This is a genomic window from Burkholderia sp. 8Y (assembly GCF_902506145.1).
GTDB lineage: Bacteria > Pseudomonadota > Gammaproteobacteria > Burkholderiales > Burkholderiaceae > Caballeronia.
In genome coordinates, this window is the sequence record NZ_LR733520.1 from 1,226,982 (window position 1) to 1,239,518 (window position 12,537).

At 63.8% G+C, this 12,537-nt stretch carries 13 protein-coding genes; 7 read left to right on the forward strand and 6 right to left on the reverse strand.

Annotated features, from left to right (window positions below; all coding sequences use genetic code 11):
- The first annotated feature begins 5 nt into the window (after positions 1–5).
- Complete coding sequence (locus GV035_RS16310) at positions 6–515, forward strand: universal stress protein (protein WP_159836065.1); 510 nt, start codon at positions 6–8, stop codon at positions 513–515.
- Between the two features lie 30 nt (positions 516–545).
- Here the strand turns inward: GV035_RS16310 and GV035_RS16315 are convergent, their stop codons facing one another.
- The 3 genes from GV035_RS16315 to lexA form a co-directional block, all read right to left on the reverse strand.
- On the reverse strand, positions 546–1,145 hold the full coding sequence (locus GV035_RS16315; RefSeq protein WP_159836066.1) for a DUF2939 domain-containing protein: 600 nt from the start codon (positions 1,143–1,145) through the stop codon (positions 546–548).
- 95 nt (positions 1,146–1,240) lie between these two features.
- Entirely contained in the window at positions 1,241–1,576 is a 336-nt protein-coding gene (locus GV035_RS16320; RefSeq protein WP_159836067.1) for a hypothetical protein, read from the reverse strand.
- Between the two features lie 139 nt (positions 1,577–1,715).
- Positions 1,716–2,384, reverse strand: coding sequence for a transcriptional repressor LexA (lexA, locus tag GV035_RS16325; RefSeq protein ID WP_159836068.1), 669 nt, complete (start codon positions 2,382–2,384; stop codon positions 1,716–1,718).
- A 248-nt stretch (positions 2,385–2,632) separates the two neighbouring features.
- Between lexA and GV035_RS16330 the strand changes: the two genes are divergently transcribed.
- From GV035_RS16330 to GV035_RS16355, 6 genes are all read left to right on the forward strand, one after another.
- Positions 2,633–3,679: a sulfate ABC transporter substrate-binding protein gene (locus tag GV035_RS16330; RefSeq protein ID WP_159836069.1), complete on the forward strand. Its 1,047-nt coding sequence runs from the start codon at positions 2,633–2,635 to the stop codon at positions 3,677–3,679.
- A gap of 105 nt (positions 3,680–3,784) precedes the next feature.
- Positions 3,785–4,678: a sulfate ABC transporter permease subunit CysT gene (cysT, locus tag GV035_RS16335; RefSeq protein WP_159836070.1), complete on the forward strand. Its 894-nt coding sequence runs from the start codon at positions 3,785–3,787 to the stop codon at positions 4,676–4,678.
- Positions 4,675–5,577 (forward strand): sulfate ABC transporter permease subunit CysW, encoded by a 903-nt coding sequence (gene cysW, locus GV035_RS16340; RefSeq protein ID WP_159836071.1) that lies wholly within the window; start codon positions 4,675–4,677, stop codon positions 5,575–5,577. Before cysT ends, cysW begins: the two co-directional genes overlap by 4 nt.
- Before the next feature lie 15 nt (positions 5,578–5,592).
- The gene (locus GV035_RS16345) at positions 5,593–6,663 is read left to right on the forward strand and encodes a sulfate/molybdate ABC transporter ATP-binding protein (RefSeq protein ID WP_159836072.1); all 1,071 of its coding nucleotides are present in this window, start codon (positions 5,593–5,595) and stop codon (positions 6,661–6,663) included.
- A gap of 39 nt (positions 6,664–6,702) precedes the next feature.
- The gene (locus GV035_RS16350; protein WP_159836073.1) at positions 6,703–7,629 is read left to right on the forward strand and encodes a CysB family HTH-type transcriptional regulator; all 927 of its coding nucleotides are present in this window, start codon (positions 6,703–6,705) and stop codon (positions 7,627–7,629) included.
- Positions 7,630–7,662: 33 nt separating this feature from the next.
- Positions 7,663–8,664 carry an asparaginase gene (locus tag GV035_RS16355; protein ID WP_159836074.1) on the forward strand — a complete coding sequence of 334 codons (1,002 nt, stop codon included), beginning with the start codon at positions 7,663–7,665 and terminating at the stop codon, positions 8,662–8,664.
- A gap of 165 nt (positions 8,665–8,829) precedes the next feature.
- Here the strand turns inward: GV035_RS16355 and GV035_RS16360 are convergent, their stop codons facing one another.
- The 3 genes from GV035_RS16360 to gcl are packed head-to-tail and all read right to left on the reverse strand — an operon-like array spanning position 8,830 to position 12,388.
- Entirely contained in the window at positions 8,830–9,738 is a 909-nt protein-coding gene (locus tag GV035_RS16360; protein WP_159836075.1) for a 2-hydroxy-3-oxopropionate reductase, read from the reverse strand.
- 29 nt (positions 9,739–9,767) lie between these two features.
- The gene (gene hyi, locus GV035_RS16365; RefSeq protein WP_159836076.1) at positions 9,768–10,568 is read right to left on the reverse strand and encodes a hydroxypyruvate isomerase; all 801 of its coding nucleotides are present in this window, start codon (positions 10,566–10,568) and stop codon (positions 9,768–9,770) included.
- Positions 10,569–10,612: 44 nt separating this feature from the next.
- Complete coding sequence (gene gcl, locus GV035_RS16370; protein ID WP_159836077.1) at positions 10,613–12,388, reverse strand: glyoxylate carboligase; 1,776 nt, start codon at positions 12,386–12,388, stop codon at positions 10,613–10,615.
- Positions 12,389–12,537 lie beyond the last annotated feature (149 nt).

Below are 12,537 nucleotides of genomic sequence, written 5' to 3' on the forward strand. Positions count from 1 at the left end.
GCATGATGACAAGTTACAGAAAAATTCTGCTGTGCTACGACGGTTCCAGAGAAGGCCGCAAGGCGCTGCGCCAGGGCGCGAATCTGGCGCTCGATCTCAACGCCGAAACGCACGTGCTCGCCGTGGTGGACATGCGATCGAGCATCGCGCAGAGCGCCGGATTGCTCACCGACATGGCGTGCGGGCGCTTCGAAGATGCGGCGCGCGACATTCTGCAAGAAGGCGTCGACTGGCTTCGCGAGCGCGGCGTGCCCGCGCAGGGACATTTCGCGTTCGGCCATCCGATCGACGAGATTGCCGCGCTGGCCGACAGCCTCAAAGTCGATCTCGTCGTGGTCGGACACCGTTGCCGCAGCGGGCTCGCACGATGGTGGATGGGCGCGGGCAACACGCCGTTGCTCGATCGCGTGTCGTGCAGCATTCTCGTCGCCGTGTGTCAGGCGGGCGAATCGGCCGAAGCAGAAGACGCCGCCGCGTATGCCGCCAAGCCAGTGAAGGCCGAAGCGGGCGCCTGAGCGTCCGACTCGACGGTCCGTGAAGGCGCGTCAGCCGTTGAGATCGACGGCGACGAGCTTCCACGACACCAGGCCGCAGCGGTGGAAGATGGCGGAATAGCGGGCATCGCCGGCGCCGTGCTGGTAGGTCACGACGAACGTGTTGATGTCGCGATAGCCAGCCGTTGTCTGCGGCGGTTGCCGGGACACGTCCGGCGCGGGCGCGCTCGCGGGCATGGGCGCGGGCACGGGCACATGCGCATCGGCTTGCCGGGGCGCGGGCGGACGTTCACCGGGATTGCCGCGCGGCGGTATGCCGTTGAGGATTGCTGCGACCCCGTCCGGCGTCGCATACGAATCCACGAACGGGCCGACCAGCGCCGCACCGATCATCGCGCCGATCATCGCGAGCGGGTTGCCGCTCTTCTGCACATCGATGCGCCGGGTGAGCAGCGCGGCGATCTGATCCTTCAGGCTTGCGCGCAGCGCCGGGAAATCGACGTATTCGTTCACTGCTTGGGCGTCTCGCGCGTCGGCGGCGCGCTTGACGCGATCCAGTGCGATATACGGCGACGCGTACACGAAACCGAGCGCCGCGACGACGAGGACAACAGCGAGCGTACTGGCAATGAAGCGAGCGGTGCGGGACATGCGAAGGACAAGCCTCTATCGGAACTCGATGCAGAATTGACCATGCCGACGCCCGATAGATTCCGCGACCGCAACGCCAACTGAGCGCCGCAAGCTCAGGCGAGGGTTCCGCCCGCGAGGCCGGCGCGCTCTTCGTCGATGCAGCGGTCGATCATGCGCGACACTTCGCCAATGTTGCCAACCATGATGAGCCGCGACTCGCTTCGATAGACCCGCACCGGCGCGGGCCGTGCCGGCTCCACGTGGACCGTCTGCGTAAGCGACACCCGTGCGAAAGCGGGCTGACGCGACGGCAGCGCGGGCATGGAATCGAAGAGATCCGGCGCGGCTTCCGCCCGCGAAGACGCGGCGCTCCCGCAGGAGATCAACGCACGCAGATGGCGCAGACGGCCGAATTGACGAAAGGGCAGCAAACGGGCAAAACGTTCCATCATGACTCTCCAGACGATAGGACGCACCGCGGCATGCCGCGAGCGGCTGCCGTTCGTGCTAGATGTACTCGAAACGCGCCGCGTCTTGCGTGGCGTGGAATAGGCGTAAGCGACGATTCGTAGCCGCTGCCGCCCCTGACTAGAATTCGCCCGAGCGGATCAGGCCGACCGCAATGCCTTCGAGCGCGAATTCCCCGCTGCCCGAGCGCACGAAGATATTCTCGTAGTCCGGATTCTCCGCGATCAATTCGACGCCGTCCGGGCGTCGCTTCCAACGCTTGACCGTGACGTCGTCGCCGAGCCGCGCAACGACGATTTGCCCGTCTTTCGCTTCCGTGCGCTTCTGAACCGCAAGCAGGTCGCCGTCCAGAATGCCGGCGTCGCGCATGGATAGGCCGCGCACTTTCAGCAGGTAGTCGGGCTTGCTCGAGAACAGCGCCGGATCGCACGCGTAATGTTGAGAGATGTGCTCTTGCGCGAGGATTGGACTGCCCGCCGCCACGCGCCCGACGAGCGGCAACGAAAGCTGCATGATGCTCGCGTGGGGCAGTGTGAACTGGTGCGGAACGTCTTCAGAGCGGCCCGCGTCCCCGATCAGGCGGATGCCGCGCGAGGAACCCGCCGCCAGTTCGATCACACCCTTGCGCGCCAGCGCCCGCAGATGTTCTTCCGCCGAGTTGGCAGAGCTGAAGCCAAGCTCGGCGGCAATCTCCGCGCGTGTCGGTGGAAAGCCGGTGCGCTCGATTGCGCGCTGGAGCAGTTCGAAGACCTGCTGCTGACGCGCGGTAAGTTTTGAGGTTCTGGTCACTGGCTCGGGCCTCTCATGCACTGTATGGATCAACAGATGACTGTATTTTTATACAGTATTCCGCGCTTTTCAAGCATTACTTTAAGTTCTACTCGAAACGTCCCCGGTCAGAAGCGTTCCGGGTTGCGCGCGCGTCGCGACGACGCTTTAGCAGCTTTGAATATAAAAGACTGAAAAACGATTATTTCTATTCATATAGGAGCGTCGATAGACTGATTCCGTCAATTGGATAAGACGGAGAACGGGGAATGCAAAGCATCAAGGCGGGATTGGGGACCAGCTTACGAAGGGCCTTGACGGCGCTCGCGCTGACGGCTGCCGGCATCGGCGCACTCGCCGCGACGAGCGCGCCGACGCAAGCCCAGACATCGTTTCTGAATGTGTCGTACGACCCGACGCGCGAGTTGTATCAGGACTTCAACCAGGCGTTCGCCAAGAAGTGGAAAGCGCAGACGGGCGAAACCGTCACGTTCAAACAGTCGCACGGCGGCTCGGGCGGACAGGCGCGCGCGGTGCTCGACGGCTTGCAGGCCGACGTCGTGACACTCGCGCTCGCCTACGACATCGACGCGCTCGCGGGCAAGGGACTCGTCGCCGCCGACTGGCAAAAGCGTCTGCCCGACAACGCCTCGCCGTACACGTCGACGATCGTGTTTCTCGTGCGCAAGGGCAACCCGAAGCACATCAAGGACTGGGACGATCTCGCGAAGCCGGGCGTTTCGATCGTGACGCCGAACCCGAAAACCTCGGGCGGGGCGCGCTGGAACTATCTCGCCGCATGGGCCTACGCGCAGCACAAGCCGGGCGGCAACGAGCAGACCGCGAAGGACTTCGTCGCGAAGCTGTACAAGAACGCGGGCGTGCTCGACTCCGGCGCACGGGGAGCCACGACGAGCTTCGTGCAGCGCGGCCAGGGCGATGTGCTGATCGCGTGGGAGAACGAGGCGTTTCTCTCGCTGAAGGAGTTCGGACCCGAGAAGTTCGAGATCGTGGTGCCGTCGGCGAGCATCCTGGCCGAGCCGCCCGTCGCCGTGGTGGACAAGGTGGTCGACAAGCACGGCACGCGCAAGCTCGCCGACGCGTACCTGAAATATCTGTATAGCGACGAAGGCCAGCAGATCGCCGCGCGCAACTTCTATCGTCCGCGCTCGGACAAGGTGCCTGCCGACCTCACGAAGCAGTTCCCGAAGATCAAGCTCTATACCATCGACGACACCTTCGGCGGCTGGGCCAAGGCGCAGAAGAGGCATTTCGCCGATGGCGGTGTGTTCGATTCGATCTATCAGCCGCAATAAGCGCAAAACGTAAGCAAACCGAAGCGGCGCGCCATGACGCCGCCGGTCACACAAGCATTCGATGACACGCGCTCCCCGGCGCACTGGAACAGGACGAAAGCAAGGATGACGACTTTCACTCTGCGCAAGCCGAGCGCGCTACCGGGCTTCGGCCTGACGCTCGGCATCACGCTCGCGTATTTGAGCCTCGTGGTGCTCATTCCGCTTGCCGCCACGTTCGCGAAGACGGCGACGCTCGACTGGACGCAGTTCGTGCGCGCGGTGACAGCGCCGCGCGTGCTGGCGTCGTATCGGCTGACCTTCAGCGCGGCGCTCGGCGGGGCGCTCATCAACGCGGTATTCGGCTTTCTCGTCGCGTGGGTGCTCGTGCGCTATACGTTTCCGATGAAACGCATCGTCGATGCCATCGTCGATCTTCCGTTCGCGCTGCCGACGTCCGTCGCGGGCATCTCGCTCGCGGCCGTGTACGCGGGCAATGGCTGGATCGGGCAATATCTCGCGCCGCTCGGCATCAAGGTTGCGTTCACGCCGCTGGGCGTGCTGGTCGCGCTGACCTTCATCGGCTTGCCGTTCGTGGTCCGAACGGTGCAGCCGGTGCTGGAGGACTTTGAGCGCGAGCAGGAAGAAGCCGCCGCGTGCCTCGGCGCGACGCGCTGGCTGACGTTTCGCCGCGTCGTCTTGCCGTCGCTCTTTCCCGCGCTTCTGACTGGCTTCGCGCTCGCTTTTGCGCGTGCGCTCGGCGAATATGGCTCGGTGATTTTCATCGCGGGCAACGTGCCGATGAAATCGGAAATCACGTCGCTTCTCATCATCACGAAGCTCGAACAATACGACTATGCAGGCGCGACCGCGCTCGCTGTCGTCATGCTGTGCGTGTCCTTTCTGATGCTGCTGCTCATCAACACGCTGCAATGGTTCCTGCAACGGCGCACGAGCCGCACGGGCGCCATCCCCGCGCACGCTGCGCACGTCGCTTCCGCGCAAGGGAGCCACGCATGAGCACGCCCGACACCAAAGCCATCGCGATCAACACCGCCGCGCCGCGCGACGCGCGCACTCTCGATCCGGTGACGGAGTCCCGCGCGGTGCGCTGGCTGCTCACGGGCATCGCGCTCCTTTTCCTCGCGCTCTTTCTCGTGGTGCCGCTCGTCGCGGTGTTCGCGCAGGCGTTCGCCAAGGGCATCGACTATTACTTCGAGTCGCTGAAGGACCCGGACGCATGGTCCGCCATCAAGCTCACGCTGATGACGGCGGCGATTGCCGTGCCGCTCAATGTCGTGTTCGGGCTCGCGGCGTCGTGGGCCATCGCGAAGTTCGAGTTTCGCGGCAAGGCGCTGCTGACCACGCTCATCGACTTGCCGTTTTCCGTTTCACCCGTGATTTCCGGCCTGATCTACGTCTTGATGTTCGGCGCGCAGGGCTGGTTCGGTCCGTGGCTCGCGGCGCATGACGTCCAGATCATCTTCGCGGTGCCGGGCATCGTGCTCGCGACCATCTTCGTGACGTTTCCGTTCGTCGCGCGCGAGCTGATTCCGCTGATGCAGGCGCAAGGCAACGACGAGGAAGAAGCCGCGCACGTGCTCGGCGCCTCGGGCTGGCAGATCTTTCGTCGCGTGACATTGCCGAACGTGAAGTGGGGCCTGCTGTACGGCGTGATTCTCTGCAACGCGCGCGCGATGGGCGAATTCGGCGCGGTGTCGGTCGTATCGGGCCATATTCGCGGACAAACCGACACCATGCCGCTGCACGTCGAGATCCTCTACAACGAATACAACTTCTCGGCCGCCTTCGCGGTGGCCTCGCTGCTCGCGTTGCTCGCGCTCGTGACGCTCGGCTTGAAGCTCGTCGCGGAACGGCGCATGTCGCGAACGCTCGCCGATAGCGGCGCAAAGAACTAAGGGACACGAAAAATCATGAGCATCATCGTTCGCAATCTGCAAAAGCGTTTCGGCGATTTCACGGCGCTCGACAACGTCTCGCTCGACTTTCCCGCGGGCGAACTCGTCGCGCTGCTCGGGCCGTCGGGATGCGGCAAGACCACGTTGCTGCGCGTGATCGCGGGCCTCGAATATGCCGATGCCGGCCAGGTCGTGCTGAACGGCGAGGACGTGGCGCAAGTCGGCGCACGCGACCGGCAAGTTGGCTTCGTCTTCCAGCATTACGCGCTCTTCAGGCACATGACCGTGTTCGAGAATGTCGCGTTCGGGCTGCGCGTGAAGCCGCGCCGCGAGCGTCCCTCGGACGCGGTCATCCGCGAGAAAGTGCATGAATTGCTGAAGCTCGTGCAACTCGACTGGCTCGCGCAGCGATTTCCTTCGGAGCTGTCGGGCGGACAACGGCAACGCATTGCGCTCGCGCGCGCACTCGCCGTCGAACCGAAAGTGCTGCTGCTCGACGAGCCGTTCGGCGCGCTCGACGCGAAGGTGCGCAAGGAACTGCGTAGCTGGCTGCGCCGCCTGCACGACGACCTGCATATCTCGACGCTTTTCGTCACGCACGATCAGGAAGAGGCGCTCGAAGTGGCGGATCGCATTGTCGTGATGAATCATGGGCGCGTGGAACAGGTCGGCAGCCCGCAGGATGTGTACGATCATCCGCAGACATCGTTCGTGTACGAGTTCCTCGGCGCGGCGAACCGCCTTCAGGGACATGTCGATGCCGGCGGTTTCGTCGCCGATGGCGCGGCGCAAGCCATCGCCGCGCAGGCGCATTTCAGCGGTCGCGCGCTCGCTTATGTGCGGCCGCATGACCTCGCGCTGTACCGCGCCGACGATGCCGAGGGCTTGGCGCATCGCGACGGCATCGTGGTCGGCGTGCGGCGCGTGGTGACGCTCGGCGGTTCAGTGCGTGTGGAACTGCAAGGCGACGCGGGCGGCGTGCTCGAAGCCGAACTGGACCGCGAAGCCTGGCGCGCGCTGAAGCTCGATATCGGCGATGGCGTGCGCGCCGTGCCGCGCGCGCTGCGCGTCTTTCCGGCGCAATGAGACATTCATAAAACGGCAGCAAGACAAGAGAGGCGGACCATGAACTTCCAGCAACTGCGCTTCGTGCGCGAGGCCGTGCGTCAGAACATGAACCTGACGGAAGTGGCGAACGTGCTGTATACGTCGCAGTCGGGCGTGTCGAAGCAGATCAAGGATCTCGAAGACGAACTCGGCGTCGATATCTTCATTCGTCGCGGCAAGCGGCTGACGGGTCTCACGGAGCCGGGCAAGCAGGTGCATCAGCTGATCGAACGGATGCTGCTCGATGCCGAGAACCTGCGCCGCGTCGCGCGCCAGTTCGCGGATCAGGACAACGGGCATCTCGTCGTCGCCACGACGCACACGCAGGCTCGCTATGCGCTGCCGAAGGTAATCCGTCAGTTCACCGAAGTATTCCCGAAGGTGCATCTCGCGCTGCGGCAGGGCAGTCCGCAACAGATCGCACAGATGATCGTGAACGGCGAAGCCGATATCGGCATCTCGACGGAAGCACTCGACCGCTATCCCGACATCGTCACGTTTCCGTGCTATTCGTGGCATCACACGGTGGTCGTGCCGAAAGATCATCCGCTCGTCGGGCGTCACGACATCACGCTGGAGCAGATCGCCGAATATCCGATCGTCACTTACGATCAGGACTTCACGGGACGTTCGCACATCGACCAAGCCTTCACGAGCGCGGGCGCGATGCCCGATATCGTGCTCACCGCCATCGACGCGGACGTGATCAAGACGTATGTCGAATTGGGCATGGGCATCGGCATCGTCGCGGCGATGGCCTATGACGCGAAGCGCGACACCGAACTCGTCGCGCTCGATACGCAGCATCTTTTCGAGGCGAGCACCACGCGCGTCGGCTTGCGCAAAGGCGCGTTCCTGCGCGCTTACGCGTACCGGCTCATCGAAATGTTCGCGCCGCAACTCGAAGAAGCGCAGATCGCCGCGCAACTGCGCGAAGCAGCCTGAAGCACGCGTGCCGGCTGATTTACAATCGCCGGCATGAACACACAGACTCTTCCTCGCGTCGCCGTCCTTGCAACGGGCGGCACGATTGCCGGACAGGCCGGCGATGCTTCTTCCACGGCCGGTTATCAGGCAGGCGTCGTCGGCGTCGACAAGCTGCTGGAGGCCGTGCCTGCGCTCGCTTCCGTCGCGCGGATCCATGCTGAACAGATCGCGAGCATCGACAGCAAGGATATGAGCCTTGCGCTATGGACGACGCTCGCCACGCGCATCGATCAACTCGCCGCGCAGGACGATATCGACGGGATCGTCATCACGCATGGCACGGACACGCTGGAAGAAACGGCGTATCTGCTGCATCTCACGGTGAAGAGCGCGAAGCCGATCGTGCTGACGGCCGCCATGCGGCCATCGACCGCGCTTTCCGCCGACGGCCCGCTGAATCTGCTGAACGCGTTGACGGTCGCGGCTTCGGAACAAGCAGCGGGGCGGGGCGTTCTCGTCGCGTTCAATAACCAGATTCACAGCGCCCGCGATGTGACGAAGACGAGCACCTATGCCGTCGATGCGTTCCGCTCGCCCGAAACAGGCGTGCTCGGTTTCGTGCAGGACGGGCGCGTGGAATTCCAGCGCGCGGTGTTGAAGCCGCATACGACGGCAAGCGAATTCTCGGTGGCGCAACACTGGCCGGTGGTCGAGATCGTCGCAAGCTATGCAGGCGCTTCGCGCGTGGCAGTCGATGCGCTCGTCGCGGCGGGCGTGAAGGGGATCGTGGTCGCGGGGACGGGCAACGGCTCGATGCATGCGAGCATCACGGAAGCCGTCAGCGATGCGTTGAAGGCGGGCGTCGCGGTGGTGCGGGCATCGCGCGTCGGGTCGGGACATGTGATGCGCAACGGCGCGGCCTGCGACGATGCGCTCGGCACGGTGAGCGCGGGCACGCTGAATCCGTACAAGGCGCGCGTGTTGCTCGCGCTGGCGTTGTCTGCCGGCGTGAAAAACGCAACGGCGATGCAACGCCTGTTCGATACCTACTGAACGTCAAATCCGACGCGGACACCCGACGGCAAACCGTCTGACCGACCAAGGCTAACCCGGCGCGCCGCCGGATGCCGCTCTCGGACCCCACTTGCCGCCCTCAGCCCAGAGCGGCATTTGTCCCGCGTGCCCATACGCGGGACGCCCCACGGTTCAGGTGCGAGCTTACGCGGCAGCCTTGGCTTGCTGCGGTTCTTCCGCCACCTGGAAGTTCGACATGATCTCCAGCGCGCGCACGAGCGCCGAGTGATCCCACGCTTTACCGCCATTGGCCGCGCACACGCTGAACAACTGCTGCGCGCTCGCGGTGTGAGGCAGGGCGAGGCCCATCTTGCGCGCGCCGTCGAGCGCCAGATTCAGGTCCTTCTGATGCAGTTCGATCCGGAAGCCGGGGTTGAACGTGCGCTTGGTCATGCGTTCGCCGTGCAATTCGAGAATGCGCGATGCCGCGAAACCGCCCATCAGCGCCTTGCGCACACGCTCCGGGTCCGCGCCGGAACGCGCCGCGAATAACAACGCTTCGGCGACCGCTTCGATATTCAGCGCCACGATGATCTGATTCGCGACCTTGCACGTCTGGCCCGCGCCGTTATCGCCGATATGCGAAATGTTCTTGCCCATCAGTTCGAAGAGCGGCTTGGCGATGTTGAACGACTTCTCCGGACCGCCGACCATGATCGTGAGCGTCGCTTCGCGCGCGCCGACTTCGCCGCCGGACACGGGCGCATCGAGGTAATCGCAGCCGAGCGCGTTGATCTGCTTCGCGAAGTCCTGCGTGTCGAGCGGATTGATCGAACTCATGTCGATCACGAGCTTGCCCTGGCTCAAGCCGTTGGCCACGCCGTCATCGGCGAACAATACGTTGGCGACATCGGGCGTGTCCGGCACCATCGTGATGACGATCTCGCTTGCCTGCGCGACTGCCGTCGAGTCCGCGACGACTTTCGTGTGCGCACGGATATCGTCCGGCACCGGATACTTGCCGTTCACGACGAGCGCGTGACCGCCCTTGATGAGGTTGCGCGCCATATGCGCGCCCATGATGCCGAGGCCGATGAAACCGATCGTTGCCATACTGTGTGCTCCTCCTTTGTGTGCTGTGTTCACGCAGCGGCGCGCGCCTTGTCCGATACAATCGAGCGAAGCCAGCCGAGGCCCGCTTCGGTGCCCGCGAGCGGCTTGTACTCGCAACCGATCCAGCCGTCATAGCCGATCGAATCGAGCAGGTCGAACAGAAACGCGTAGTTGATTTCGCCGGTGCCGGGCTCGTTGCGGCCGGGGTTGTCGGCCAGTTGAATGTGCGCGATCGACGGCAGGTTCTTCTTGATGGTCGCGGCCAGCTCGCCTTCCATGCGCTGCATGTGATAGATGTCGTACTGCAGGAAGAGATTGTCGGAACCGACCGCGCGAATCACGTCGAGCCCTTCGTGCGAACGGTTCAGCGCAAAGCCGGGAATGTCGTACGAGTTGCACGGTTCGACGAGCAGCCGGATGCCTTCCTGCTTCAGTGCATCGGCGGCGAAGCGAAGATTCTCGATGATCGTTTCGCGCGCCTGTTGCGCCGAGACGCCCGCCGTCGGAATGCCGACGAGGCAGTTCAGTTGCGGCACATTCAGCGCCTTCGCATACTCGATCGCGCGCGGCACGCCGTCTCGAAACTCGGCGACGCGGTCCGGCAGACACGCGATTCCGCGCTCGCCCGCTTCCCAATTACCGGCGGGCAGGTTATGCAAGACGATTTGCAGGCCGTTGTCCTGCACGCGCGCTTTCAGATCGTTGATCGAAAACGGATACGGGAACAAAAATTCGACTGCCTCGAAGCCCGCATTCGCCGCCGCCGCGAAGCGGTCGAGGAACGGGACTTCGTTGAAAAGCATCGTCAGATTTGCGGCAAATTTTGGCATTGTTTTTTTCCTGATGGTCGGTCAGTGAGTCGTTAGCTGATGCTTCAGTCGAGCGGCGTGACGGCGGTCGGCGCGTCGGCACGGGTCTCGGCGAGTTCCTCGAATTCGTTGATGGCGTCGATCTCGGTGCCCATCGCGATGTTGGTCACGCGTTCGAGAATCATCTCGACGACGACCGGCACCTGATGCTCCGCCGCGAGCGCTTGGGCCTGCTTGAGCGCACCGGCGACGTCTTCGGGCTTGTGCACGCGCAGCGCCTTGCAGCCGAGACCTTCTGCCACCGCGACGTGATCCACGCCGTAGCCTTCCAGTTCCGGCGCGTTGATGTTGTCGAACGCGAGCTGCACGCAGTAGTCCATGTCGAAGCCGCGCTGCGCCTGACGGATCAGGCCGAGATACGAGTTGTTCACGACCACGTGCACGTAGGGCAGCTTGAATTGCGCGCCGACCGCGAGCTCTTCGATCATGAACTGGAAGTCATAGTCGCCCGAGAGCGCGACGATCTTGCGCTGCGGGTCCGCCGCACGCACGCCGAGCGCGGCGGGAATCGTCCAGCCGAGCGGGCCGGCCTGACCGCAGTTGATCCAGTTGCGCGCCTTGAACACGTGCAGGAACTGCGCGCCGGCGATCTGCGACAGACCGATCGTCGTCACGAAGCAGGTATCGCGGTCGAACGCGAGGTTCATCTCTTCGTAGACGCGCTGCGGCTTCATCGGCACGTTGTCGAAGTGCGTCTTGCGCAGCATCGTGCGCTTGCGCTGCTGGCAGTCTGCGACCCACGCGCCGCGATCCTTAAGCCGGCCCGCGGCCTTCCATTCCTTCGCCACTTCGACGAACAGTTCGAGCGCCGCCTTCGCATCCGACACGATGCCGAGGTCCGGTCCGAAAACGCGCCCGATTTGCGTCGGCTCGATATCGACGTGCACGAACTTGCGGCCCTTCGTGTAGACCTCGACGCTGCCCGTGTGGCGGTTCGCCCAGCGATTGCCGATGCCGAGCACGAAGTCCGACGCGAGCATCGTCGCGTTGCCGTAGCGATGCGACGTCTGCAAGCCGACCATGCCGGCCATGAGCGGATGATCGTCGGGAATCGCGCCCCAGGACATGAGCGTCGGAATGACGGGCACGCCCAGCGTTTCCGCGAACTGCACGAGCAGGTCTTCCGCCGCCGCGTTCAGCACGCCGCCGCCGGAGACGATGAGCGGCTTCTCGGCGTCGTTGAGCATCGCCAGCGCCTTTTCGATCTGCGCGCGCGTCGCCTTCGGCTTGTACACCGGCAGCGGCTCGTACGTGTCGATGTCGAATTCGATCTCGGCGAGTTGCACGTCGATCGGCAAGTCGACCAGCACGGGACCGGGGCGGCCCGAGCGCATCAGATGGAACGCCTGCTGGAACACGCGCGGCACGAGCGCCGGTTCGCGCACGGTCACGGCCCACTTGGTGACGGGCTTGGCAATCGACTCGATGTCGACCGCCTGGAAGTCTTCCTTGTACAGCCGCGCGCGCGGCGCCTGCCCGGTGATGGCGAGAATCGGAATCGAATCCGCTTGGGCCGAGTAAAGGCCCGTGATCATGTCCGTGCCCGCCGGCCCCGATGTGCCGATGCATACCCCGATGTTGCCGGGCGCGGCGCGCGTATACCCTTCGGCCATATGCGATGCGCCTTCGACGTGGCGCGCGAGCACGTGGCTGATGCCGCCCGACTTCTTCATCGCCGAGTAGAACGGGTTGATGGCGGCGCCCGGCACGCCGAACGCGGTGTCGATACCTTCCTTTTCCAGCACGAGGACGGCTGCGTCGACGGCTCTCATCTTGGCCATGATTGTCTCCTTCCTTCAGTCTCTATTCGTTTATCGCTGTCTGCATCGAAGCAGGGTTCCATCGCACTTTAAGATTGTGAAAAAGGTTTGATAAGATCAGTCGGAGTCGTTTTTTCCCAAACAAAAAGTTTCGAATTCACGTAACGCGC